Origin of the sequence: Bradyrhizobium sp. IC3123, from assembly GCF_020193625.1 — a bacterium.
GTDB classification, from domain to species: Bacteria; Pseudomonadota; Alphaproteobacteria; order Rhizobiales; family Xanthobacteraceae; genus Bradyrhizobium; species Bradyrhizobium yuanmingense.
In genome coordinates this window covers 60,022-83,468 of the sequence record NZ_JADYVF010000001.1, presented here as the reverse complement: position 1 = coordinate 83,468, position 23,447 = coordinate 60,022, and the positions used below count along the sequence as shown (strand labels likewise).

At 65.2% G+C, this 23,447-nt stretch carries 24 protein-coding genes, 2 pseudogenes and 1 riboswitch; of the genes and pseudogenes, 15 read left to right on the top strand and 11 right to left on the bottom strand.

What is annotated here, in order from left to right:
• Window position 1 precedes the first annotated feature (1 nt).
• Window positions 2-1,195: a TrmJ/YjtD family RNA methyltransferase gene (locus I6F20_RS00435; RefSeq protein WP_036027863.1), complete on the bottom strand. Its 1,194-nt coding sequence runs from the start codon at window positions 1,193-1,195 to the stop codon at window positions 2-4.
• A 336-nt stretch (window positions 1,196-1,531) separates the two neighbouring features.
• Between I6F20_RS00435 and I6F20_RS00430 the strand changes: the two genes are divergently transcribed.
• Window positions 1,532-2,746, top strand: coding sequence for an NADP-dependent isocitrate dehydrogenase (locus I6F20_RS00430; protein WP_225114235.1), 1,215 nt, complete (start codon window positions 1,532-1,534; stop codon window positions 2,744-2,746).
• Between the two features lie 85 nt (window positions 2,747-2,831).
• Window positions 2,832-3,140, top strand: a pseudogene (locus I6F20_RS00425) (DUF3455 domain-containing protein); the annotation flags it as partial.
• An 8-nt stretch (window positions 3,141-3,148) separates the two neighbouring features.
• On the opposite strand, the gene alaS reads toward I6F20_RS00425, so the two are convergent.
• Window positions 3,149-5,830: an alanine--tRNA ligase gene (alaS, locus tag I6F20_RS00420; RefSeq protein ID WP_225124731.1), complete on the bottom strand. Its 2,682-nt coding sequence runs from the start codon at window positions 5,828-5,830 to the stop codon at window positions 3,149-3,151.
• 222 nt (window positions 5,831-6,052) lie between these two features.
• A riboswitch (glycine riboswitch) is annotated at window positions 6,053-6,143 on the top strand.
• A 145-nt stretch (window positions 6,144-6,288) separates the two neighbouring features.
• On the opposite strand from alaS, the gene gcvT reads away from it, so the two are divergent.
• The 3 genes from gcvT (at window position 6,289) to gcvP (ending at window position 10,840) form a co-directional block, all read left to right on the top strand.
• Window positions 6,289-7,434, top strand: coding sequence for a glycine cleavage system aminomethyltransferase GcvT (gene gcvT, locus I6F20_RS00415; protein ID WP_225124729.1), 1,146 nt, complete (start codon window positions 6,289-6,291; stop codon window positions 7,432-7,434).
• 9 nt (window positions 7,435-7,443) lie between these two features.
• Entirely contained in the window at window positions 7,444-7,812 is a 369-nt protein-coding gene (gcvH, locus tag I6F20_RS00410; protein ID WP_225124727.1) for a glycine cleavage system protein GcvH, read from the top strand.
• Window positions 7,813-7,975: 163 nt separating this feature from the next.
• Window positions 7,976-10,840, top strand: coding sequence for an aminomethyl-transferring glycine dehydrogenase (gcvP, locus tag I6F20_RS00405; RefSeq protein WP_225125316.1), 2,865 nt, complete (start codon window positions 7,976-7,978; stop codon window positions 10,838-10,840).
• A 129-nt stretch (window positions 10,841-10,969) separates the two neighbouring features.
• Here the strand turns inward: gcvP and I6F20_RS00400 are convergent, their stop codons facing one another.
• Complete coding sequence (locus I6F20_RS00400) at window positions 10,970-11,965, bottom strand: hypothetical protein (protein ID WP_036012995.1); 996 nt, start codon at window positions 11,963-11,965, stop codon at window positions 10,970-10,972.
• Between the two features lie 99 nt (window positions 11,966-12,064).
• Window positions 12,065-13,153 carry a recombinase RecA gene (gene recA, locus I6F20_RS00395; RefSeq protein WP_027577058.1) on the bottom strand — a complete coding sequence of 363 codons (1,089 nt, stop codon included), beginning with the start codon at window positions 13,151-13,153 and terminating at the stop codon, window positions 12,065-12,067.
• A 316-nt stretch (window positions 13,154-13,469) separates the two neighbouring features.
• Between recA and I6F20_RS00390 the strand changes: the two genes are divergently transcribed.
• Together I6F20_RS00390 and I6F20_RS00385 are read left to right on the top strand one after the other, a co-directional pair.
• Window positions 13,470-13,670 (top strand): hypothetical protein, encoded by a 201-nt coding sequence (locus tag I6F20_RS00390; protein ID WP_109145725.1) that lies wholly within the window; start codon window positions 13,470-13,472, stop codon window positions 13,668-13,670.
• Between the two features lie 156 nt (window positions 13,671-13,826).
• Window positions 13,827-13,997 (top strand): hypothetical protein, encoded by a 171-nt coding sequence (locus tag I6F20_RS00385; RefSeq protein ID WP_109143205.1) that lies wholly within the window; start codon window positions 13,827-13,829, stop codon window positions 13,995-13,997.
• Between the two features lie 575 nt (window positions 13,998-14,572).
• Here I6F20_RS00385 and I6F20_RS00380 read toward each other — a convergent pair.
• Window positions 14,573-14,824: a DUF2798 domain-containing protein gene (locus I6F20_RS00380; RefSeq protein WP_109143204.1), complete on the bottom strand. Its 252-nt coding sequence runs from the start codon at window positions 14,822-14,824 to the stop codon at window positions 14,573-14,575.
• A 238-nt stretch (window positions 14,825-15,062) separates the two neighbouring features.
• Here I6F20_RS00380 and I6F20_RS00375 point away from each other — a divergent pair, with 238 nt between their 5' ends.
• Window positions 15,063-15,251, top strand: a complete 189-nt coding sequence (locus I6F20_RS00375; protein ID WP_109143203.1) for a hypothetical protein — start codon at window positions 15,063-15,065, stop codon at window positions 15,249-15,251.
• 30 nt (window positions 15,252-15,281) lie between these two features.
• Here I6F20_RS00375 and I6F20_RS00370 read toward each other — a convergent pair whose 3' ends face one another.
• On the bottom strand, window positions 15,282-15,536 hold the full coding sequence (locus I6F20_RS00370) for a hypothetical protein (RefSeq protein WP_036013009.1): 255 nt from the start codon (window positions 15,534-15,536) through the stop codon (window positions 15,282-15,284).
• Between the two features lie 98 nt (window positions 15,537-15,634).
• Window positions 15,635-15,934: a hypothetical protein gene (locus I6F20_RS00365; RefSeq protein ID WP_128264514.1), complete on the bottom strand. Its 300-nt coding sequence runs from the start codon at window positions 15,932-15,934 to the stop codon at window positions 15,635-15,637.
• Between the two features lie 363 nt (window positions 15,935-16,297).
• Here I6F20_RS00365 and I6F20_RS00360 point away from each other — a divergent pair, with 363 nt between their 5' ends.
• Window positions 16,298-16,762 (top strand): PaaI family thioesterase, encoded by a 465-nt coding sequence (locus I6F20_RS00360; RefSeq protein ID WP_225124725.1) that lies wholly within the window; start codon window positions 16,298-16,300, stop codon window positions 16,760-16,762.
• A 115-nt stretch (window positions 16,763-16,877) separates the two neighbouring features.
• On the opposite strand, the gene I6F20_RS00355 is transcribed toward I6F20_RS00360, so the two are convergent.
• Window positions 16,878-17,171 carry an HdeA family protein gene (locus tag I6F20_RS00355; RefSeq protein WP_225124723.1) on the bottom strand — a complete coding sequence of 98 codons (294 nt, stop codon included), beginning with the start codon at window positions 17,169-17,171 and terminating at the stop codon, window positions 16,878-16,880.
• A gap of 220 nt (window positions 17,172-17,391) precedes the next feature.
• Between I6F20_RS00355 and I6F20_RS00350 the strand changes: the two genes are divergently transcribed.
• The 3 genes from I6F20_RS00350 to I6F20_RS00340 all read left to right on the top strand — a co-directional run bounded on the left by I6F20_RS00350 (window position 17,392) and on the right by I6F20_RS00340 (window position 18,810).
• The gene (locus I6F20_RS00350; protein ID WP_036013011.1) at window positions 17,392-17,634 is read left to right on the top strand and encodes a PilZ domain-containing protein; all 243 of its coding nucleotides are present in this window, start codon (window positions 17,392-17,394) and stop codon (window positions 17,632-17,634) included.
• Between the two features lie 348 nt (window positions 17,635-17,982).
• Window positions 17,983-18,384 carry a hypothetical protein gene (locus tag I6F20_RS00345; RefSeq protein ID WP_036027875.1) on the top strand — a complete coding sequence of 134 codons (402 nt, stop codon included), beginning with the start codon at window positions 17,983-17,985 and terminating at the stop codon, window positions 18,382-18,384.
• A 102-nt stretch (window positions 18,385-18,486) separates the two neighbouring features.
• The gene (locus I6F20_RS00340; RefSeq protein WP_036013014.1) at window positions 18,487-18,810 is read left to right on the top strand and encodes a hypothetical protein; all 324 of its coding nucleotides are present in this window, start codon (window positions 18,487-18,489) and stop codon (window positions 18,808-18,810) included.
• A 57-nt stretch (window positions 18,811-18,867) separates the two neighbouring features.
• On the opposite strand, the gene I6F20_RS00335 is transcribed toward I6F20_RS00340, so the two are convergent.
• Window positions 18,868-19,335 (bottom strand): DUF6691 family protein, encoded by a 468-nt coding sequence (locus I6F20_RS00335; protein WP_036013015.1) that lies wholly within the window; start codon window positions 19,333-19,335, stop codon window positions 18,868-18,870.
• Window positions 19,336-19,340: 5 nt separating this feature from the next.
• Window positions 19,341-19,769 carry a YeeE/YedE family protein gene (locus I6F20_RS00330; RefSeq protein ID WP_036013017.1) on the bottom strand — a complete coding sequence of 143 codons (429 nt, stop codon included), beginning with the start codon at window positions 19,767-19,769 and terminating at the stop codon, window positions 19,341-19,343.
• 47 nt (window positions 19,770-19,816) lie between these two features.
• Between I6F20_RS00330 and I6F20_RS00325 the strand changes: the two are divergent.
• The 3 genes and pseudogenes from I6F20_RS00325 to I6F20_RS00315 all read left to right on the top strand — a co-directional run.
• Window positions 19,817-19,957: pseudogene (locus I6F20_RS00325) on the top strand (ArsR/SmtB family transcription factor); the annotation flags it as partial.
• Window positions 19,958-20,000: 43 nt separating this feature from the next.
• The gene (ccoG, locus tag I6F20_RS00320; protein WP_225124721.1) at window positions 20,001-21,437 is read left to right on the top strand and encodes a cytochrome c oxidase accessory protein CcoG; all 1,437 of its coding nucleotides are present in this window, start codon (window positions 20,001-20,003) and stop codon (window positions 21,435-21,437) included.
• A 156-nt stretch (window positions 21,438-21,593) separates the two neighbouring features.
• Window positions 21,594-22,763: a GNAT family N-acetyltransferase gene (locus I6F20_RS00315; RefSeq protein WP_225124719.1), complete on the top strand. Its 1,170-nt coding sequence runs from the start codon at window positions 21,594-21,596 to the stop codon at window positions 22,761-22,763.
• Window positions 22,764-22,767: 4 nt separating this feature from the next.
• Here I6F20_RS00315 and I6F20_RS00310 read toward each other — a convergent pair whose 3' ends face one another.
• Complete coding sequence (locus I6F20_RS00310; protein ID WP_036043828.1) at window positions 22,768-23,433, bottom strand: DsbA family oxidoreductase; 666 nt, start codon at window positions 23,431-23,433, stop codon at window positions 22,768-22,770.
• Window positions 23,434-23,447: the final 14 nt, after the last annotated feature.

Below are 23,447 nucleotides of genomic sequence, written 5' to 3'. Positions count from 1 at the left end.
TCTACTGTCCCAACATCCCGGCAAGCCGCACCAGCTCCGCCTCGAGATCGCGCTCCACATCCACTGCCCGGATGTCGAGCACCCGATAGTCGCGCGCCTCGAGCCAAGTCCGCCGTCCCGCGCGATCGGCCGCAATCGCCTCCCCCTCGCCCGGGTTCACCAGCTCGATCGCGATCCGGTGCGGGAATGAGACGAAGTCGGGGATGTGGCGCCCCACGGGAGTCTGCCGCTTGAACCCACCTGCGAAGCGGCGATCACGCGTCAGCGCCTGCCAGAGCAGGCGTTCGGCGTCGGTCGGGTTGCGGCGGAGCAGGCGGGCAAGGCCGCGCACGGTCGAGCCGCTGTCCGGCACGCCGCCGCCCTGCCCGTGCTCGGCCAGCAGCGCGCGCAGGCGCGTGGCCTGCTCGCCATCGAGCACGCCGCCCTTGGCCGGACCCTTGCGCCCCTCGGCGATCGCCATGATCACGCCGTGCAGCGTGTGCATATCCTGCTTGGTCGGCTCCATCCGGGTGAAGATGTTGCGCAGGTTCACCAGCATGGTGTCGCGCTTCTCGGCCGGGCGCAGGAATTCGACCTTGTCGAGCTCGCGCACGAGATTGTCGAAGAAGGCCTGCATCTGGTGCTGCGAGGCGCGCTCGGAGCGCTCCGGCATGGCGTGCGGCAGTTCGCCCGACGTCGCGCGCTTGAACCATTCGTAGCCGACCAGCAGCACGGCCTGGGCGAGGTTGAGCGAGGCGAAGCCCGGATTGACCGGAAAGGTGATGATGCGGTTGGAGAGCCCGACCTCCTCGTTGGTCAGACCCCAGCGCTCGCGGCCGAACAGGATGCCGGCCCTGCCGCCGGTCGCGACGTGACCTGCGATCTCGGCCGCTGCGGCCTCCGGCCCGACCACGGGCTTGGCTTGGTCGTGGGGGCGTGCGGTGGTGGCGAACAGGAGGTCGAGGTCGGCAACCGCCTGCTCGACCGTGTCGAACAGCTGCGCCTTCTCCAGGATATGGTCCGCACCGGCCGCGGCGCGCTGGGCCGCGATGTTGGGCCAGCCGTCCCGGGGATTGACGATGCGCATCCGGTCGAGGGCGAAGTTGCCCATGGCGCGCGCGGCCATGCCGATATTCTCGCCGAGCTGCGGCTCGACCAGGATCACGATGGGACCGTCGAGGGAAAGGCCCGCTTTGCTCTTGTCAGTCCCCGACATCTGCTTTCGCTTCCACTCTTCGTCTCAAGGCCTTGGCAAGGCCGCCTTAGGAATTGATTCAAGCGGCCCCCACGACCGGGCCGCCTCGCGGTCTGTCGTTTGCCTGTCCTGACAAAATTCTCAAGGGAAATAACGACTTGGATTCGACTTTGAATCTCGCCCGAAACGGGCCCGAAGGCCGGGCCGAGGGCCGGCCGGCCGCTTCCCGCCTGCGCAAGCTGGATGAGCTAAAAGTGCATAATCCCTTGGCTTTCGCCCGCTGCTATCAGGTGCTAAGAGGCGGCGGATATTCCCGTGGCGCGCCGAAAGCGCCGTTCCCAAGAGGCTTCCCCGATCATGGCAAAAATCAAGGTATCCAATCCCGTCGTCGAGCTCGATGGCGACGAGATGACCCGGATCATCTGGCAGTACATCAAGGACAAGCTGATCACCCCGTTCCTCGATGTCGAGCTGCTCTATTTCGACCTGGGCATGGAATACCGCGACCACACCAACGATCAGGTGACGATCGACGCCGCCGAGGCGATCAAGAAGGTCGGCGTCGGCGTCAAATGCGCCACCATCACCCCGGATGAAGCCCGGGTGAAGGAGTTCAATCTCAAGCAGATGTGGAAGTCGCCGAACGGCACCATCCGCAACATTCTCGGCGGGGTGATCTTCCGCGAGCCGATCATCTGCAAGAACGTGCCGCGCCTGGTTCCCGGCTGGACCAAGCCGATCATCATCGGCCGCCACGCCTATGGCGACCAGTACCGCGCCACCGACATCAAGTTCCCCGGCAAGGGCACCCTCTCGCTGAAGTTCGTCGGCGAGGACGGCACCGTGATCGAGAAGGAAGTGTTCAAGGCGCCCGGCGCCGGCGTCGCGATGGAGATGTACAATCTCGACGATTCCATCATCGACTTCGCCCGCGCCTCCTTCAATTACGGCCTGCTGCGCAATTACCCGGTGTACCTGTCGACCAAGAACACGATCCTCAAGGTCTATGACGGGCGCTTCAAGGACATCTTCCAGGACATCTTCGACCGCGAGTTCAAGAAGGAGTTCGACGCCAAGGGCCTGACCTACGAGCACCGCCTGATCGACGACATGGTGGCCTCGGCGCTGAAATGGTCCGGCGGCTATGTCTGGGCCTGTAAGAACTACGACGGCGACGTGCAGTCCGACACGGTCGCGCAGGGCTACGGCTCGCTCGGCCTGATGACCTCGGTGCTGCTCACCCCCGACGGCAAGACCGTCGAGGCGGAAGCTGCCCACGGCACGGTGACCCGCCATTACCGCGAGCACCAGAAGGGCAAGGAGACCTCGACCAACTCGATCGCCTCGATCTTCGCCTGGACGAGAGGCCTGTCGCACCGCGCCAAGCTCGACAACAACCCCGAGCTCGCCAAGTTCGCGGCCACGCTGGAGAAGGTCTGCGTCGACACCGTCGAGGCCGGCTATATGACCAAGGACCTCGCGCTCTTGGTCGGCGCCGACCAGCGCTGGCTCTCGACCACCGGCTTCCTCGACAAGGTCGCCGAGAACCTCACGAAAGAGCTGGCGGCGTAAGCTGTCCGCAATTTCGCCCGACTGGGCCAGACATGATCAAGGGCCGCGCCAAAGCGCGGCCCTTTTTCAATTCTGTGGCCCTCGCGCGGAGATGCGACCATGCCGATCACACTATGCCGGGCCGAACTGGGAGCTCGCCGACGGCAGCGCGGTGACGGGTAAAGCCGCCGGCAATGCGCCGGGCGCGACCGCAGCCGACATTCCCTGGCTGAAACTGAACGTCACCTCGCATCGCGGCAGCGGCACACTCACGCCCGTGACCACGGTCCAGCGCATCAACACCCATGGCGGCAAGCTCGACGGTGCCTGCGACAAGGCCGGCGAGTTCAGGAGCGCGCCCTACTCCGCCGACTACGTGTTCCTGAAGAGGGCTGAGCGCTCGCCAGTCCGGTAGACATTGAGCTAAGCGCCCGCCATCGCTTTTTCGATCGCGCTCAGGGCCTCGGACGCCTTGGCGCCATCGGGGCCGCCGGCCTGGGCCATGTCGGGCCGGCCGCCGCCGCCCTTGCCGCCGAGCGCCTCGGAGGCGATGCGCACGAGATTCACGGCATTGAAGCGCGCGGTGAGGTCCTGCGTGACGCCGACCACAATTCCGGCCTTGCCGTCCCCGGTGACGCCGACGATGGCGACGACGCCGGAGCCGATCTGCTTCTTGCCGTCGTCGGCGAGACTCTTGAGATCCTTCATCTCGATGCCTTCGACCGCACGCGCCATCAGCTTGACGCCGCCGGCCTCGCGCACGCCCGACGCTGCGCCGTTGTTGCCGGCTGCGGCGCCGCCGCCCATCGCCAGCTTCTTGCGGGCATCGGAGAGTTCGCGCTCGAGCTTCTTGCGCTCCTCCATCAGCGCCGAGATGCGCGCCGGCACGTCGTCGAGCGAGGTGCGCAGCTCGTTCGCCGCGATCTTCGCCAGCGCCATGGTGTCGTTGGCATGTTTTCGCGCGTAGTTGCCCGTCAGCGCCTCGATCCGGCGCACGCCGGAGGCGACCGCGCTCTCGCTCGTGACCGTGATCAGGCCGATATCGCCGGTGCGCTTCACATGGGTGCCGCCGCAGAGCTCGACCGACCAGCCGAGCGCGTTGGCGCCGCGCTCGCGCGCGGTCCTGCCCATCGAGACGACGCGGACCTCGTCGCCATATTTCTCGCCGAACAGCGCGCGCGCGCCAGCCTCGCGGGCCTCGTCGACGCCCATGACGCGCGTGGTGACCTCGTCGTTCTCCAACACCACGTCGTTGGCGATGTCCTCGACCCGGGCGAGCTCCTCAGCCGTGATCGGCTTCGGATGCACGAAGTCGAAGCGCAGCCGATCCGGCGCGACCATCGAGCCGCGCTGGGCGATGTGATCGCCGAGCACCTGGCGCAGCGCCTCGTGGATAATGTGAGTCGCCGAGTGATGGGCGCGGATGGTCGAGCGGCGTGCGTGATCCACCTCGAGCTGCAGCGCCGTGCCGAGCTTCACTTCGCCACTCTCGACCGTGCCGATATGGACGAAGAGATCGCCGAGCTTCTTCTGCGTATCGGTGACGCGAACCTTGATGCCGCCCTCGCCCGAGAGCACGCCGGTGTCGCCGACCTGGCCGCCGGACTCCGCATAGAACGGCGTCTGGTTCAGCACGATCGCGCCGGTCTCGCCGGCCTTGAGGCTCGTCACCTCGGCGCCGTCCTTGACCAGCGCCGAGACCACGCCCTCGGCGCTCTCGGTCTCGTAACCCAGGAATTCGGTGGCGCCGAGCTTCTCGCGCAGCGGGAACCAGATCGCCTCGGAGGCGGCCTCACCCGAGCCCTTCCAGGACTCGCGCGCCTTGGCCTTCTGGCGCTCCATCGCGTCGGTGAACGCCGCCTGGTCGACGCCGATGCCGCGCGACTTCAGCGCGTCCTGCGTCAGATCGAGCGGGAAGCCGTAGGTGTCGTAGAGCGTGAAGGCGACGTCGCCGTCGAACATGTCGCCCTTCTTTAAGGACGCGCTCTTCTCGTCGAGGATGGCCAAGCCGCGCGAGAGAGTCTTGCGGAAGCGGGTCTCTTCCAGCCGCAGCGTTTCCTCGATCAGCTTTTCCGCGCGCATCAATTCCGGATAGGCCTGGCCCATCTCGCGCACCAGCGCCCAGACCAGCCGGTGCATCAGCGGCTCCTTGGCACCCAAGAGCTGCGCATGGCGCATCGCCCGGCGCATGATCCGGCGCAGCACATAGCCGCGGCCCTCGTTCGAGGGCAGCACGCCGTCCGAGACCAGGAAGGCGGACGAGCGCAAGTGATCGGCGATGACGCGGAACGAGCCGACGTTCTGCTCGTTCGGTCCGCTGCCGAGCGCGGACGAGGTCGCGTCGATCAGGTTCTTGAACAGGTCGGTCTCGAACACGCTCTCGACGCCCTGGAGGATGCAGGCCATGCGCTCCAGGCCCATGCCGGTGTCGATCGAGGGACGCGGCAGATTAACGCGCTCCTCCTTCGTCACCTGCTCGTATTGCATGAACACGAGATTCCAGAATTCGAGGAAGCGGTCGCCGTCCTCTTCCGGCGACCCCGGAGGACCGCCCCAGATGTGCTCGCCGCGGTCGATGAAGATCTCCGAGCACGGGCCGCACGGCCCGGTGTCGCCCATCGCCCAGAAATTGTCCGAGGTCGGGATGCGGATGATGCGGTCGTCGGAGAAGCCGGCGATCTTCTTCCACAGGCCGGCCGCCTCGTCGTCGGTGTGGTAGACGGTGACGAGCAGCTTGTCCTTCTTCAGCCCGAACTCGCTCGTGATCAGCTTCCAGGCGAGCTCGATCGCGCGCTCCTTGAAGTAATCGCCGAACGAGAAATTGCCGAGCATCTCGAAGAAGGTGAGATGGCGCGCGGTGTAGCCGACATTGTCGAGGTCGTTGTGCTTGCCGCCGGCGCGCACGCATTTCTGCGAGGTGGTGGCGCGCTGATAGGGCCGCTTCTCGACGCCGGTGAAGACGTTCTTGAACTGCACCATGCCGGCATTGGTGAACATCAACGTCGGGTCGTTGCGCGGCACGAGTGGCGAGGACGGCACGATCTCGTGGCCGTTCTCGGCAAAGAAGTTCAGAAAGGTCGACCTGATCTCGTTGACGCCGCTCATGTTCATCCAATCGGGTATGCTTGGGCCCGCTTTTCGCGGTCCAAACCGGACCGTTAAGGCTGATATCTGCGGGCCAAAGCGCTTTTAGACAAGGCCAGCTTCGCTGTCCAGAAACTGTGCAGAGAGATCAGAGGGTTGCCGCAGCCGCGCAATCCGGTTGAAAGGCGCGAGTGTCGCGTTGACAGGCTTGGCTCCGCTGTGGTCTCTACCCATCTGTATCGTACGGCCACGTCGGGAGAGACCGGCTTTAGGCAGCCGGCGCCGAAGGAGCAACCGCCCCGGAAACTCTCAGGCAAAAGGACCGCGTGGCTTTGACAGCATCTGGAAAGAGGCGCCGACGGGTGTAGGCCCGGACAGCGTCCGCCGACGGGATAATACTCTCAGGCACAGCGACAGATGGGGCTTCGACTGGTGTCCATCGGGGAATCCTCCCCGGGGAACCGCCGAGGGCCCTCAAGATGCTAGCGCACGACCAAGACACCCTGAAACGTACCCCCCTCTACGACCTCCATGTGTCCTTGGGCGGCAAGATGGTGCCGTTCGCGGGCTATGACATGCCCGTGCAGTACCCCGCGGGCGTCTTGAAGGAGCACCTCCATACCCGCACCAAAGCGGGCCTGTTCGATGTCTCCCACATGGGCCAGCTCGCGCTCCGGCCGAAATCCGGCAATGTGGAGGACGCCGCCCGCGCGCTGGAGCGGCTGGTGCCGCAGGATATCGTGGCGATCGCCGCAGGGCGGCAGCGCTACGCCGAGTTCACCAATGACGACGGCGGCATTCTCGACGACCTGATGGTCGCCAATTTCGGCGATCACCTGTTCCTGGTCGTCAACGCCGCCTGCAAGGCCGAGGACGAGGCGCATCTGCGCGCCAACCTGTCCGACGCCTGCGTGATCGAGCAGCTTGCCGACCGCGCGCTGATCGCGTTGCAGGGCCCGAAGGCCGAAGCGGCGCTGGCGAAATTCTGTGCAGAGGCGCCCGACATGAAGTTCATGGACGCCGGCCCGCATGAGGTCGCCGGCATCAAGTGCTTCGTCTCGCGCTCCGGCTACACCGGCGAGGACGGCTTCGAGATCTCGGTTCCAGCAGGCGATGCCGAACGCCTCGCAAAGGTGCTGCTTGAAAATCCCGACGTGCTGCCGATTGGCCTCGGGGCCCGCGACAGCCTGCGGCTGGAAGCCGGGCTCTGCCTGTACGGCCACGACATCGACACCACGACCACGCCGGTCGAGGCCGCGCTGGAATGGTCGGTACAGAAAAGCCGCCGCACCGGCGGTGCACGCGCCGGCGGCTTTCCCGGCGCTGCGAAGATCCTCGCCCATTTCGATGGCGGCGCATCCCGCCGCCGCGTCGGCCTGCTCGCCCTGGGCCGCGCGCCGGTGCGCGAGGGCGCGCTGCTGTTTGCGAATGACGCGGGCGGCGAGCCGATCGGACAAGTCACCTCGGGCGGTTTCGGCCCGAGCCTGAATGCGCCGGTTGCGATGGGCTACGTGCCCACGAATCTGAGCGCGCTTGGCACAAAGCTCTTCGCCGAGGTGCGCGGCCAGCGACTGCCCTTACAGGTCGCCGCCATGCCCTTCGTGAAAAACACCTACAAACGCTGAGGACGAGACATGACCACGACGCTGTACACTTCCGACCATGAATGGCTCGCCATCGACGGCGATGTCGCCACGGTCGGCATCACCGATTACGCGCAGCAGCAGCTCGGCGACGTCGTGTTCGTCGAGCTGCCCAAGGTCGGCCGCGCGCTGAAGAAGGCCGAAGCCGCCGCCGTCGTTGAGTCCGTCAAGGCTGCCTCGGACGTCTACGCACCAATCTCGGGTGAAGTGCTCGAGACCAATGCCGAGCTCGCATCCGAGCCGGCGCTGGTGAACTCGGATGCGCAAGGCAAGGCCTGGTTCTTCAAGATCAAGATGGCCGACAGAAGCGAGCTCGGCGGCCTCATGGATGAAGCCGCCTACAAGGCGCATACGGCGTGAGATGAAGCGAAGTCTAACCTCATGCTCAGTGTCATCACCCGCGAAGGCGGGTGATCCAGTACGCCGCGGCCCCTCGGTTCAATCCGCGCTGCTGGAGAGTACTGGATGCCCCGCCTTCGCGGGGCATGACACTGACAGCGAAATCTGAAGCGAGGACCCAATGATGACCGCGCACCGCAAATCCAACGGCGACACCGCCAGTTTCGTCCGCCGCCACATCGGCCCGTCCGCGCGCGACGTCACCGCGATGCTGGAGGCGGTCGGCGCGAAAAGCGTCGATGCACTGATGGCGGAGACGCTGCCGGCCTCGATCCGACAGGCCGCCCCGCTCGATCTCGGCAAGCCGCTCAGCGAGACCGAGGCGATTGCGCATATGGCCGAGCTCGCCGGCCAGAACCAGGTCTTCACCTCGCTGATCGGCCAGGGCTATTCAGGCACCATCCTGCCCGCGGTGATCCAGCGCAACATCCTGGAGAACCCGGCCTGGTACACGGCCTACACACCCTATCAGCCCGAGATCAGCCAGGGCCGGCTGGAGGCGCTGCTCAACTTCCAGACCATGATCTGCGACCTCACCGGGCTCGACGTCGCCAACGCCTCGCTGCTCGATGAAGCCACCGCGGCGGCCGAAGCCATGGCGCTCGCCGAGCGCCACTCGCAGGTCAAGGCAAGGGCCTTCTTCGTCGACAAGGACGTGCATCCGCAGACGCTGGCCGTGATGCGCACCCGCGCCGAGCCGCTGGGGTGGACTCTGGTCGTCGGCGATCCCCTCACCGATCTCGACAAATCGGACGTGCTCGGTGCGCTGCTGCAATACCCCGGTTCTTCGGGCGCGTTGCGCGACCTCAGGCCCGCGATCGCCGCGCTGAAGGCCAAGGGCGCACTCGCGATTCTAGCCGCCGACCTCCTCGCGCTGACGCTGCTCGCCTCGCCCGGCGAGCTCGGGGCCGACATCGCCATCGGCTCGGCCCAGCGCTTCGGCGTGCCGATGGGCTATGGCGGGCCGCACGCCGCCTATATGGCGGTGCGCGATGCGCTGAAGCGTTCGCTGCCCGGCCGCATCGTCGGCCTCTCCGTCGATTCCCGCGGTGCGCCGGCCTATCGGCTCGCGCTGCAGACCCGCGAGCAGCACATCCGCCGCGAGAAGGCGACCTCCAACATCTGCACCGCGCAGGTGCTGCTCGCCGTGATCGCCTCGATGTATGCGGTCTATCACGGTCCCGAGGGCCTGGCCCAGATCGCACGCAACGTGCATCGCCGCGCCGCCGTGCTCGCGACCGGCTTGCGCAAGCTCGGCTTTGCGCCTGCCAGCGAAAGCTTCTTCGACACGCTCAGCGTCGATTGCAGCGGCAAGCGCGAGGAGATCGTCGCGCGCGCTTTGGCCGAGAAGATCAATCTCGGCATCAGTGATACCGCCCTTCGCATCGCGCTCGACGAGACCACGACGCCCGCGACGGTCGAAGCCGTCTGGCGCGCCTTCGGCGGCAAGCTTGCCTATGCCGAGATCGACGCCGAGACGCGCGAGGCGCTGCCGGACGACTTGAAGCGCGGGACCGCGTTCCTGACCCATCCCGTCTTCCATGCGCATCGCTCGGAAACCGAGATGCTGCGCTACATGCGCAAGCTCAGTGATCGCGACCTCGCGCTCGACCGCGCCATGATCCCGCTGGGATCCTGCACCATGAAGCTGAACGCGACCACCGAGATGATGCCGCTGACCTGGCCGGAATTCGGCTCGCTGCATCCGTTCGCCCCGCGCGAGCAAGCTCAAGGCTATCACGCGCTGTTCGCACGCCTGGAGAAATGGCTCTGCGACATCACCGGCTATGACGCGATCTCGCTGCAGCCGAACTCGGGCGCGCAGGGCGAATATGCCGGGCTGCTCGCGATCCGCGGCTATCATGCCGCGCGCGGACAGGGCCATCGCAAGATCTGCCTGATCCCCTCCTCCGCCCACGGCACCAATCCGGCCTCGGCCGCGATGGTCGGCATGGACGTGGTGGTGGTGTCTTGCGAGAAGAACGGCGACGTCGACGTCAATGATCTCCGCGCCAAGGCGGAGAAGCACGCGAACGACCTCGCAGCTGTCATGATCACCTATCCCTCGACCCACGGCGTGTTCGAGGAGCACATCCGCGAGATCTGCGACATCGTGCACGGCCATGGCGGCCAGGTGTATCTCGACGGCGCCAACCTCAATGCGCAGGTCGGCCTTTCCAGGCCCGGCGATTACGGCGCCGACGTCAGCCATCTCAACCTGCACAAGACCTTCTGCATCCCGCATGGCGGCGGCGGCCCCGGCATGGGCCCGATCGGCGTCAAGGCGCATCTCGCCCCGTTCCTCCCCGGCCACCCCGCGACGAAGGCAGACGCGCCGGTCGGTCCGGTCTCGGCCGCGCCGTTCGGTTCGGCGTCGATCCTTACCATCTCCTACATCTACATCCTGATGATGGGCGGTGAAGGCCTGAAGCGCGCCACCGAGATCGCGATCCTCAACGCCAATTACATCGCAGCGCGCCTCGATCCGCATTTCCCGGTGCTCTACAAGAACGAGAAGGGACGCGTCGCGCATGAGTGCATCGTCGATCCGCGTCCGCTGAAGACGACGAGTGGCGTCACCGTCGACGACATCGCAAAGCGCCTGATCGATTACGGCTTCCACGCCCCGACCATGAGCTTCCCGGTACCGGGCACGCTGATGATCGAGCCGACCGAATCGGAATCCAAGGCCGAGCTGGATCGTTTTTGCGACGCCATGATCGCGATCCGCAAGGAAATCGCCGAGGTCGAGGCCGGTCGCTTTGAGATCGCAGCCTCGCCCTTGCGCCACGCCCCGCACACCGTGCACGACATCGCCGACGACGATTGGAAGCGCGCCTACACCCGCACGGAGGGTTGCTTCCCCGACGGCGTCTCGCGCTCTGACAAATATTGGTGCCCCGTCGGCCGCGTCGACAACGTCTATGGCGACCGCAACCTCGTGTGCTCCTGCCCGCCGGTGAGCGATTACGCAGAAGCTGCGGAGTAGGATGTGCAGGGTGGGTTAGCCTCGCGGCTGCGCAAAGCGCAGTCCGCGACGCGTAACCCACCACTTCTGCGTCCGCTGAACCGAACGGTGGTGGATTACGCCTTCGGCCCTACGGCACTGCGTGCGCCGCTAGGGCGCAATCAACAACCGGCGCTCGCCATCCCACCGCCAAAGCCGTTCATTGGTGAGCAGCGTGCCGCCCCACCAACGTCGAATCGGATTGTGGCGACGGAAATCTTCGCGGCCTTCCAGAACCGCTTTGCCAAATTCAGTCAGCGACAACCGGCTCCGACGATAGGCGGCGTTGCGACCTCGCGCATCGTGCGGGGCGAGCGTCGCGAGTTTCGGATCGAGACCTGCGACCGCCGGCATCGGGCCCGACGCAAGCCCTTCGAGCAACGGACCCAGCTCCCACTGGTCGAACACGCGCGTTTCGAGCAGCCCGCCCGGCTGAAACAGTTCTTTTGTACGGTTGTGCCCCCTTGCAATCAGCTCGATAAGCCGCGCCTCCGTCGCGCCCAATCCGGTGATTGGTGACGGCAGTTCAGCTAGCAACGCTTCCAGAGCCGGCTTCAGGAAAGGTAGCCTGGGTAAATCCCTTGTCAGCAACCCGAAGCAAAGTTCAGGCGTCGGCGCCCGATACGCCTCCCAGGCCATGTTGGCTATCTCGAAGTCGCACTCTGCGATCTCCGATTCCCGCACCGTACGATCGCGAAGTTGCGGGCCGTCCGCTTCGCGCAGATCGAAATTGACTCGTCGCAGTCTAAGACAATGGGTGATCGATGGATGGGACCGCAAATAGTCCAGGATCCAGATCAGTTGCAATTGACTGTTAGGCTCAGGGTCGAACCACAGCTCGATGAACTCGACGCCATAGGTCTCGCAAAACCAAACCAGGCCAGTCTCCTTGTGCGCGAGACCGGTCTGAGGCAACCGGCCAACAAGATCGGACCACCGCACCTCCGGATCGCCCCTGTAATAGCCTCCCGTAAGATAGTCCTCGAGGTGGTGCGACGTAGGCAACGGCCCCCAAACGAACCGAAAGATCAACGGGACGACCATGTCAGCACGACCGGCATAGGTGAGACCAACGCCGGACGAACTAGTCAGAATCACACGCTTCATCGTCGACGCGCCCTCACGCAACACGAAACGGGCACCGAAGACGTCGGCAACTCAACGTCCTCAGTGCCCGCTCCTCGCGAAAAATTTTCGCGTTAGGTCTTACTCGTCCGCCGGCTCCTCGCCGTCGGCGTCGCGCTCCGGCGTGCCGGCCAGGATCTGCTCGGCGATCAGGCCGGAGTTCTGGCGGATCGCGGTCTCGATCTTGGCGGTGATGTCGGGGTTGCCTTTCAGGAACGCCTTGGCGTTCTCGCGGCCCTGGCCGAGGCGCTGGCTGTCATAGGAGAACCAGGCGCCGGACTTCTCGACGATGCCGGCCTTGACGCCGAGATCGAGGATCTCGCCCATCTTGGAGACGCCCTCGCCGTACATGATGTCGAACTCGACCTGCTTGAACGGCGGGGCCAGCTTGTTCTTGACCACCTTGACGCGCGTGGTGTTGCCGACCACCTCGTCGCGCTCCTTGATCGCGCCGATGCGGCGGATGTCGAGGCGGACGGAGGCGTAGAATTTCAGCGCATTGCCGCCGGTGGTGGTTTCCGGCGAGCCGTACATCACACCGATCTTCATGCGGATCTGGTTGATGAAGATCACCATCGTGTTGGATTTGTTGATGGAGGCCGTGAGCTTGCGCAGCGCCTGGCTCATCAACCGTGCTTGAAGTCCCGGCAGCGCATCGCCCATCTCGCCCTCGAGCTCGGCCTTCGGCACCAGCGCCGCCACCGAATCGACCACGAGAACATCGACCGCGCCCGAGCGCACCAGGGTGTCGCAGATCTCCAGCGCCTGCTCGCCGGTGTCGGGCTGCGAGATCAGGAGCTCGTCGATGTTGACGCCGAGCTTGCGGGCATAGACCGGATCGAGCGCGTGCTCGGCATCGATGAAGGCGCAGATGCCACCCTTCTTCTGCGCTTCCGCCACCGTATGCAGCGCCAGCGTGGTCTTGCCGGACGATTCCGGCCCGTAGATCTCGACGATGCGCCCCTTGGGCAGGCCGCCGATGCCGAGCGCGATATCGAGCCCGAGCGAGCCGGAGGACACCGCCTCGATGTCCATGGAGCGGTCGTTCTTGCCGAGCTTCATCACCGAGCCCTTGCCGAACTGCCGCTCGATCTGGGAGAGCGCGGCGGCCAGAGCTTTACTCTTGTCCATGGAGGATCCTTCGACGATACGCAGGGCAGTTGCGGACATTGGGTCGTGCTCCTTATGGCGAGGATTCGCGTGAGGGACAAACGGTTGCGAGGCAGCTCGGCGATAAAAGCAATGTACCCCATTTGTTCTAGGTTCGCAATATGTTCTTTTGCCCGATTTTGACTGGACCAGGAGACAACGGAGCTGGTCGAACCGGCCATGCTGGACGTCACGCCGTCCGCACTGCGTGCACAACTGAACAGACGCGGATCCATTTCTGGATCCTAATGCATCATCACCGCGCGGACCCTGGCCACTATCGGTGATGAGAACGCTGACCTCGCGCTCCCGCCTCCTCGCAAGGAAAGAGCGCGCCATGTTGAAGCGACGACGTTTCAAGCAGCAACTGACCCTTCAGGACCGGCTGTCGGCATGGGTGAAGCAGGTCCGCGAGCAGGCGTCCAAGCTACCTCCCGGGCCGGAGCGGGACGCGCTGCTCAAGAAGGCGCGCCAGGCCGACGTTGCCAATCATCTGAACGATTGGGTCAAATCGCCAGGGCTGCAGCCGCCGAAATAGCCGGGCCTGCGCCGGGTTCCTCGAAGCGAACATGACCGGGATCAACGACGCGCGACCGGGGCGCCGTCATGTTTCCGTAATCCTACGGCACCGAACCTTTTCGCGGTCTCGGGCCTTCTGTGGGGATGGGACCGCAACTTTTGGGGATCTCTGGTCATGACGAACAACGACACGCACCACGACACGCTGAGGCGAAAGCCGCTGCTGGACGCCGCCCACGAGGAGATGGTGAAGTTCGAGCGCAAGGAAAACGAGTTCCGCAAGAAGGACCGCGAAGAGCGCGCCGCCGAGCTCCGTCTGCCGCTGAACGAGATCAAGGTTCATTAGGCACTGCCAGGACCGCCGTCCGGAGCGGGCCAGGCCCGCCCGCGATGCGGCACTCCGCTCTGTTCCTTGCCCGGAACCCCCGATCGGTATCGCCGGTCGGGGCGCCGCGACCGCGGATGCACCAGGTAGCTAAATACTACCAGCAACCCCTTGGCGAAGCGATGAAATCGCCAGGACCCCTACTGTGCATGGGGTTGTTTTGCCACTTTTGAGAGGCAAGGCGCGCCGGCGCCTTCGATAGGACGGCCCAGCACGTCAGTTCCGTCTGCAGCAGCGCCTGCTAGAGCACCGCCAGCAGAACCAGACCTATCACCAGCACGACGAAGCCAGCCGCCGTCGCGGCGGCGAATGACCGCTCTACGTTATCCATATGATGCCACCCCGTTTCCGGTGCGCCACGTTTCCCCCATGGCTGCGCCGAACGGATAAAATCTTGCCGACGGGTGTGTCCGCAGTGGTGCGGACGGATGTCGAAATTGGGACCGGTACGGGGCCAGTGTGCGGCCTTTCGATCGCGCACCTGCCGGCGGTTCGCCTGTCAGGCTGTCGTCAGCCAGCCGGCTAGGGTCGCCCGGCTACCGGCCAGCGCGGGGCTCCTGCTCCTCCTGCGTCAGGCGCAGCGAGAAGGCGCGGATCGCGGGCGCCGCCAGCAGCACGACCGGCAGCATCGCGGCCCATGCGATCAGCCAGGACACCATCCAGTGCCGCACGAAGAGCATCGGGCTGCCGGCGGGAAAGCTGGCGATCCCCGCCGCGATCAGCGAGGTCAGCCCGGACTGGATGATGCCGAAGACGAAATGCGAGTAGCGGCGGGGAATGCCGAGCATGAGGCGCCCATGGTTGCTTGCCCGCGAGTCGGGCAAGCAAGGCACATGCCGTTAACCTAAAGCGGATCCGGCGCCGCAGGTTGGAACCGCGGCCTGCCGAACGCACCCCGGCCGGGCTCCAGGAACTTTGTTCATGGTCGGAGAACCACGGAGGCCGCGGGCGACATTTTTCTTGCCTGCGGAATATTGCGACGACCAACATGTTTGCAGGCATGAGGGTGAATCGTGGGAGGTGACCATGAATCACAGGGGCGTCGAGTTCACCATCGCCAAGACGGCGATTCCCGGAATCTGGCAATGGCAGTTTCGCATCGGCGACCGGATCAAGACCGGCAAGACCGAGACCCGGATCGACCTGCTGGCGATCCGGCGCGTGCAGCTGCGCATCGACCGCGAGCTGAAGGCGATCGGGCGAAAGACGGCCTGAACCGTTTCGCCCTCTGCGCCATAGCGCGCGTCAGTCGGCGCTGGGCAGCCGACGCATGGTGAACTCGATATCGCCGCCGGGCAATTCGCGCCAGGTCTCGACCTCGCTCATATAGCCGGCCTTGGGGTAGCGGGCGAAGAAGGCCTGCGCCCGCTCCCGTGCCGCCGCCCGCGGCAGCGTGAAGGTCTCGCGCAGATAGCCATCGCCGGCGGACTGGCCGGGCTTGCCGGCCGCCTTGCGCCGGCGCGCCATCCGCTCGGCGAGATCCCGCGGACGATCGGCCATGTCCTGCCTTCCTCTGCGCACTACGCTACCGACAATGTAGGGCGCGGGCCGGATCAAGAGGAGTCCTTCCGAGGAGCATTGTGCCTCCCCGGAACGGGTCAATTGGCGGCCGTCCCGCTCTTGGCCTTCTTCGGCGCACTGGTTGCGGCCGACGACGCCTTCGGCGCCGCCGGCTGCTTCGGCTGTTCGGCACGCATGCCACCCCAGGGATCGCTGGACGCCTTGGTATCCGGAATCTTCTTCAGTGTTTCCTTGTAGGCCTTCTCACGTTCGGCCTCGATGGCCTTCTCCTCCGGCGACTTGCTCGGGGCATCCTGCATCAAATTGATGTTGGGCATTTGCGCGTAGGCAGGTCCCGCCAGCACGGCCAGCACCGCGGCCAAACGGAAAAGCTTCATCATTCACTCCTTAAGTCTTCCATGAGGCGCGGATCGCCCCGCGCCCTGTCATCCTCGTCAGCCCGGTCACGGACCGGTGGCCGCTAGTGCCGATCCGATCGGCATGATTTGGGCGTCTGCAGCCAATCGTCCCAGATCGGACCGCATTTGGTGCACCCGCTCAGCGCGAGACCGAGCAGGCCCATGCAAAAGACGAGGATACAGCGACGCAACATCATCCACCCCTACCCAAGCCAGGCATCATATCGGGCCAAGTCAGGCATTTTCAAGCCGAGGCGGCCGGCGCCAGACCGGGTGACTTTGCCTCGCCGATGCGCGCACAATGCGGCGAAACATCCGGCAACACAGGAGAGCGCGACAGCAATGCAAACGCAGCCAGAAGCCGAGTTCGGCCTCGCCGACGCCAGACGCATCCTCGGCGAGGTCTTTGCGCCCTGGGTCCAGGACCTCAACCTCGCGGTCGAGCGCATCGAGCATGTGCCGCGCGCGGACGTCCCGGATTGGCAGCCCGGCGCGCTGCTGCGCATGCCGTTTTCGGAGCGGCTGTGCCGTAATGGCGGCGTGGTCTGCGGCCAGGCCCTGATGGCGCTCGCCGATACCGCAATGGTGATCGCGATCCTCGCGGCCAATCGCGGCTACCGTCCCATGACCACGGTCGATCAGACCACGCATTTCATGCGCGCGATCGCCGCGTCCGACGTGCTGGCGGATGCGCGCGTGGTGCGGCTCGGGCGCACCATGAGCTTTGGCCGCGTCACGCTGCTCTCGGCCGCCGACGGCAAGCCGACCGCGATGGTGTCGAGCGCGTTCGCGATGCTGCCGGGGTGAACGCGCGCTGAAAACGAGAGAGCCGCACGGAGCGCAAGGCTCGACGCGGCTCTCGATGGAAATCGGGTCGGGACAGCAAGCGCGATCGCGCTTGCCGTCATTGCGCCGGCAAATGTCACTTGCCGAGGATCTCGTCGACCGCGGTGACGACGCTGACGGTCGGATTCTTTCCGCAATAGGCGCCGAACTTCTTGGCATTCTCGATGAAGATGTCGGTGTCGATGATCGCGTTGTCTTCGTCGCCCTTGTACCAGCCGTCCATCCAGGTCAGCACGACGCCGATGTTGTCCTCGCCGCTCTCGAGGAACTGCTTGCAGGTCATGGTCGAGAGGTCCCACTTGACGGCGTGGGCGGGTATCGAGGCCAGCGAGAGCGCTGCGGCGAACAAAATCGAAAGCGAAGTCTTCATCAATATCTCCATCGGCGTGTCACGCCATAAAGGAAAGGCACTTGGGTAGGCTCTTTGGGTAGGCTCTTTGGGCAGGCTCTTTGGGCAGGTTCGCACGAGCGGCTCGCCGCTCTAACGTCGTAAACAAAGTCTGAAACGCCGTGCAAGTAGCGCCAGTATTGAGTTTAGTTCAACGTAATTTCTATGCACTACTTCATACTCATCGGCAGGACTGATGCAGATGATTGAGAAGCGCACATCGCAACGTCACCGTGTTTTCAAGGGCGGAAAGATCACGTTCGAAAACAGCGGCATTCCTTGCACGGTGCGAAACATGTCGGCGGGCGGCGCGGCGATCGACCTCGACACTCCCGTCATGTTGCCGCAATCGGTCACGCTCTCGATCGCCTGTGACCATTTCGTACGGCATTGTCGCACAGTTTGGCGCAGCGACAAGCGCGTCGGCCTCGCTTTCGTGCAATAGCGGGCGCGATGTGAACGAAGGTTCGCATCGCGTGCACACCACCATCATGACTGGCTCGCAATCACGCGCGTAACACCCGCGAGCGATGATGAGCCCCGCAACGTCGATCGACTCGACGCGGTCATTGGGCGGGCACTGCGCCTGCGCCGAGGCGGCCCTCAGCGCCAGCACGGCGGCGTGATGACCAGAATCCGCATTACCGCAATCCCCCACCTCTGGGGTACAAGCCAGCCCCCAATCGCGGAACAGCAATGCCGCGGGTTCCGAGACTTCAGCAAATCTTGATCGGCCCGGACTTCGTCGGATCGCAATCGTGCCTATCTGTTGGCCCGCAGGGGACCTCCACGGATGTTGCGGATCATTGCTCATGCGGCGCTGCTCATTGGCGCGCTTGCGCTCGGTGCCTGCGGCTTTGCCGACAGCCGCGCACCGGTGCCGGAATTCATGCGCATGAAGGAGCCCGAGCAGCCGCCGGAAGCGCCGCCCGACGTCAAGCGCGTGGTGCGCGAGCAGATCGACGTCGTCTTTCTCGCAACGTCCTATCCGCGCGAGGTTCACGTCGCCCCGCCGCATCGTGAGCTGCGAGGACCGGGCTGGACCGCGTGCGTCCGCGCGCAGCTCACCTCGGCGACCGGTACGTCGCTCGGCGCCCAGACCTACATCGTGACGATCAACGACGGCAGGGTCGTGGACCGCCGGCGCGCCGACGCCGACGACATCTGCGGCACGGAGACTTACGAGCCGATCTAGGAACCCGCCCCTGACGACAGGTTCCGGGAAAAACCTGTAGATGACCCGGAACGATCACCGCCTCCCCTTCTTGTTACCGCCGAGGGCAGTTTCGAGGAGGACATGATGAGGACGTTGACTATTGCGCTGCTGGCAGGCGTGGGGGCCTTGGCCGCCGCCTCGGGGGCCAAGGCTTCCGATATCTATACGACCAGCGAATACACCAATCCGGATCTCGTGCAGCAGGTGCGACTCGTCTGCGACGAGGATGGTCGCTGCTATCGCACGCGCGGCGGGTCGCGCGTGATCGTGCGCGATTCCTACAATTACATGCCGCGCGACCGCTACTATGAGCGCCGGAGCTATCATCGCCACTACGATGACGGCCCGCGCGCCGGCGTCGGCATTCGCGCGCCCGGCGTCAGCGTCGGCGTCGGTAGCTGGTGAGCGATGAAGGCTTGATGGTCGGAGACCGGGCGAGACTATTCGCCCGGTCCCGTAACCTCAGGTTTCGAGTGGATCGGCCGGCGTGATGTAGCGCGTCGATGACGGCAGCTGAGCGATGAAGCGGGCGAGCACCATGCCGGCGCACATCGCCACGACAAAGATGACGGCGGAGAGCGAGCCAAATCCGAGCGCGGTCAGCGCCGGCCCCGGGCAAAAGCCTACCAGCCCCCAGCCGATGCCGAAGATCGCCGGACCTGCGACGATCCTGGGATCGATGTCTCGCCGCGTCGGCAAATAGAATCGATCAGCGAAGAATGGACGCGGAAGCTTGAGAACGCGGCTGAAGCCGACGAAGGTCACGGCCACCGCGCCCGCCATCACGAAGGCGAGGCTTGCATCCCATGTCCCTGCCTGAATGCCGGCGACGTCCAGGAAGTTCAGCACCTTTGCGGGGTTCGACATGCCGGAGACGATGAGGCCGAGGCCGAAGATCAGCCCAATCGCGAATTGAACCAGGATTGCCATCGCCGTCAGTTCCAGTGCCGCATCAAGAACACGGTCGCCATGCCGGCGGCCATGAAGGTGATGGTCGCAACCAGCGAGCGCACCGACAGCCGCGACAGGCCGCAAACGCCGTGGCCCGAGGTGCAGCCGCTGCCCCACACCGAACCGAAACCCGTGAGCAATCCGCCGATGATCAGGAGGGCCGGCCCCGCCGCGATCGTCTGCTCCGGCAGACCTCCGGTGACGAGCCGGACCAGCACGGGCGCAGCAGCAAGACCGGCGACGAAGGCAAGGCGCCCAGCGAGTTCGCTGTCCTCATAGGGCGGAAACAGCCGCGCCGCGATGCCGCTGACGCCTGCGATCCGACCCGTTGCCCACATCAGCAGAACGGCCGCGAGGCCAATCATCGCACCGCCAACGAGCGACGCGATCGGCGTAAAAGACGTCGTGACCATGACCTCTCCTGAGCGAGAGCGCCCTTGCGTAGGACGCAAATACCATGGCCGCGCTATCCCAGCATCTCGGAAAGATGCGCGCATTGAGCTTGGTCAAACCAAAGCGTGACGGCCAAACGATATACTACAACATCGCGAGCCCGAAAGTCCGCGCAGTGCTGGAGATTCTTTGCCGGCTCTTCTGCGCCGGCAAGTCGGACTCTCGCCTTCGCAAAACGCGGGGAGCATGGGATGACCGACGACACCTTCATCGAGGGACCTCTCTACGAGAAGCGGAGGAAGGTCTATCCGCAATCGGTGCATGGCCCTTTCCGCCGCATCAAATGGGCGATCCTGTGCGTCACGCTCGGGACCTATTATCTGCTGCCGTTCGTGCGCTGGAATCGCGGACCCGGCCTGCCCGACCAGGCCGTGCTGATCGACTTCCCGCATCGGCGCTTTTACTTCTTCTTCATCGAGCTGTGGCCGCAGGAGGTCTATTATTTCACCGGTCTCCTCATCATCGCGGCGATGATTCTGTTCCTGATGAACGCGGTCGCGGGACGGCTGTGGTGCGGCTACATGTGCCCGCAGACGGTGTGGACCGACCTGTTCTACGCGGTCGAGCGTTGGGTCGAGGGCGACCGGCGCGAGCGCATGCAGGGCGACAAGCGCTACTGGACGTTCGACCATCTTCGCAAGGTCGCGCTCAAGCACTTCCTCTGGATCATGATCGCCTGGTGGACCGGCGGCGCCTGGGTGCTCTACTTTTCCGACGCGCCGACGCTGGTGAAGGAGCTCGCGACCTTCCAGGCCCCGTTCATCGCCTATCTCTGGATCGGCATCCTCACCGCCACGACCTATGTCTTTGCCGGTCACGCCCGGGAGCAGATGTGCATCTACATGTGCCCGTGGCCGCGGATCCAGGCGGCGCTGACCGACGAATGGGCGCTCAACGTCACCTATCGGCGTGACCGCGGCGAGCCGCGCATGTCGGTGAAGAAGGCGGATGCCGCGCGCGGCCATGGCGATCCCGCCGGCGATTGCGTCGACTGCCATCAGTGCATCAATGTCTGCCCAACCGGCGTCGACATCCGCCACGGCATCCAGCTCGGCTGCATCCAGTGCGGCCTGTGCATCGACGCCTGCGACAACGTCATGCGCGAGATCGGCCGGCCCCAGGGCCTGATCGGCTACGACACCGACATCAACATGCAGCGCCGACGCGAGGGCAAGCCGGCGATCTACCGCATCATCCGTCCGCGCACGCTGATCTATGCCGCGGCCATCGCCATTGTGGGCAGCATCATGCTGTACACTCTCGCCACTCGCGCGACGATGGACGTCAACGTACTGCACGAGCGCAATCCCTTCTTCGTCCAGCTTTCGGACGGCGGCGTGCGCAACGACTACACCGTGCGTATCCTCAACAAGAGTGCACAGCGATCGTTTGCGCTCGAAGTCTCCGGTCTGCCGGGCGCGACCATTCGCGTCGCCGGCATCGAGGCGGAACCCGGCGGCAAGCCCATCATCGAGGTCGGGCAGGATCAGACCCGCGAGGTCAGGCTCTCGGTACAGGTCGGGCCCAGCGACCTGCCGAAGACCTCCCGCGACATCGAGATCACCATCACCGATACCACCAGCGGCGGCCGCGCGAGCACCCGCGATCATTTCGTGCCGGGAGACTAGCCACGATTCCTCAGGGTCAAGCCGCGGCCGGATGCTGAATGGAATGTTAACACCACCGCTCGAATTGCGGCGGCGTGCCAACGGTATTTTCCAATCTTTGCGCTAAGCATGGCCGGTGGCACGGGCCCCAGCTCGTGTGAACGGGGACGACGGGACGTGGTCGACATCGCGCATCAGGCTGCGATCAATCCGGCATCGGCAAGGGATGCCGCGATGGCGCGCGCGCCTGTTCCGCTTGCGGCCGTCGACACCGGCCAATGGCGCGCGCTGGCGCAGCGGGCGATCGAGCCGAACGGATATTACCTGCCCGCCTGGGAGCTCGCCGTCAGCGCAACTGCGCGCGGTCGCACGGATGCCTCGGCACTGTCCGCATTTGACGGCACTTCGGCCCGGCTGATCGGCCTGATGCCGGTGGTCTCACTCTGGCGCGCTTTGAAGATTCCCCTGCCCGCCCTGGTGAGCGCGCATCCCTATGGCACGCTGTGCAGCCCGCTGCTCGACCGCGACGCTCCGCTCGAAGCCGCTGCGCGTCTGCTGCAGCAGGCGCGCGAGGCCGACGCGCATGCGCTCGTGCTGACCGACGTCGCGCTCGATGGCGCAGCCATGGCATCACTCAACCAGGTGCTGAAGCGCGACGGCCTGAAGCCGAGAATCCTCAGCTCCTACATCCGCGCCAGCCTCGATGCGACGCAGGATGGCGACACGCTGTTGCGCGAGGCGCTCGGCGCCAAGAAGCTCAAGGAGCTGCGGCGCCAGCGCCACCGTCTCGAGGAGCACGGCGCCGTCGTGTTCGAGATCGCGCGCAGCTCCGACCAGATCGGACGTGCGCTCGAAACCTTTCTGCAGCTCGAAGCGAGCGGCTGGAAGGGCAAGCGGGGCACCGCGCTGGTCCAGCATCCGGGCGACGCGACCTTCATTCGCCGCGCCGTGCCGGCGCTGGCAGAGACCGCGCAGTGCGAGATCGTCACCCTTCGCGCCGGCGCGACGCCGATTGCCGCCGGCATCGTGTTGCGCCATCAGGATCGTGCCTTCTTCTTCAAGCTCGGGATCGACGAGCGCTTTGCAAAATATTCGCCGGGCGTGCAGCTCACGCTCGACCTCACCCGCCATCTCTGCGCCGACCCCGCCGTCGCCAGCGCGGACTCGACGGCGAATGCCGATCACCCCATGATCAACCCGATCTGGCGCGGACGCCTCGCGATTGGCGATGTGCTGATCCCGCTGCGGCGGCACGACCCGGTCGTGGCGCTCATTCACGGCGCGCTGGTCGGCCTCAACGCCGCGCACGAGGCCGCGCGCGGCGTGGTTCGCCGGCTCCGAAAATAAAAAGTTACTCCGCCGCCTGCGCGTTGATCTCCTCGGAGACCTGGCGGATGGCGCGGGCAAGCAGGTTCGGATCCTGCGCGCCGGAGACGGCGTACTTCTGCGCAAAGACGTAGGTCGGCACGCCGGAGATGCCCTTGTCGGCGGCTTCCTGCGCATCTGCCGAGACGCGCGCGACGTCTTCGTCGGTGGCGAGGCGCTTGCGCACGTCGTCGGCGTCGAGGCCGATGTCGGCTGCCGCCTGCACCAGCACGTTCACATCGGTGAGATCACCGCCGTCGCGGAAGTACAGCTCCATCAGGCGCTGCTTCATCTCAGGCGCCTTGCCGATCGCTTCCGCCCAGAGGATCAGGCGGTGGCAGTCGGTCGTGTTGGGCTGGCGCGCCACGAGCTCCGGCTTGTAGACGAGCCCCTCCTCGCTCGCGGCCGCGACGACGCGTCCCGCAATGCCCTTATAGGCTTCGACCGAGCCGAACTTCTGGGTGAGATAGGCCTCGCGGCTGATGCCCTCGCGCGGCACCCAGGGATTGAGGAAGAAGGGACGGAAATTGAGCTTGACCGGAACGTCAGGCACCAGCGCCAGCGCGCTCTCGATGCGATGCTTGCCGATATAGCACCAGGGGCAGACCACATCTGAGACGACGTCGATCTGGAGCGGTTTCAGCGTGCTCATGTCAGGCGCCTCCT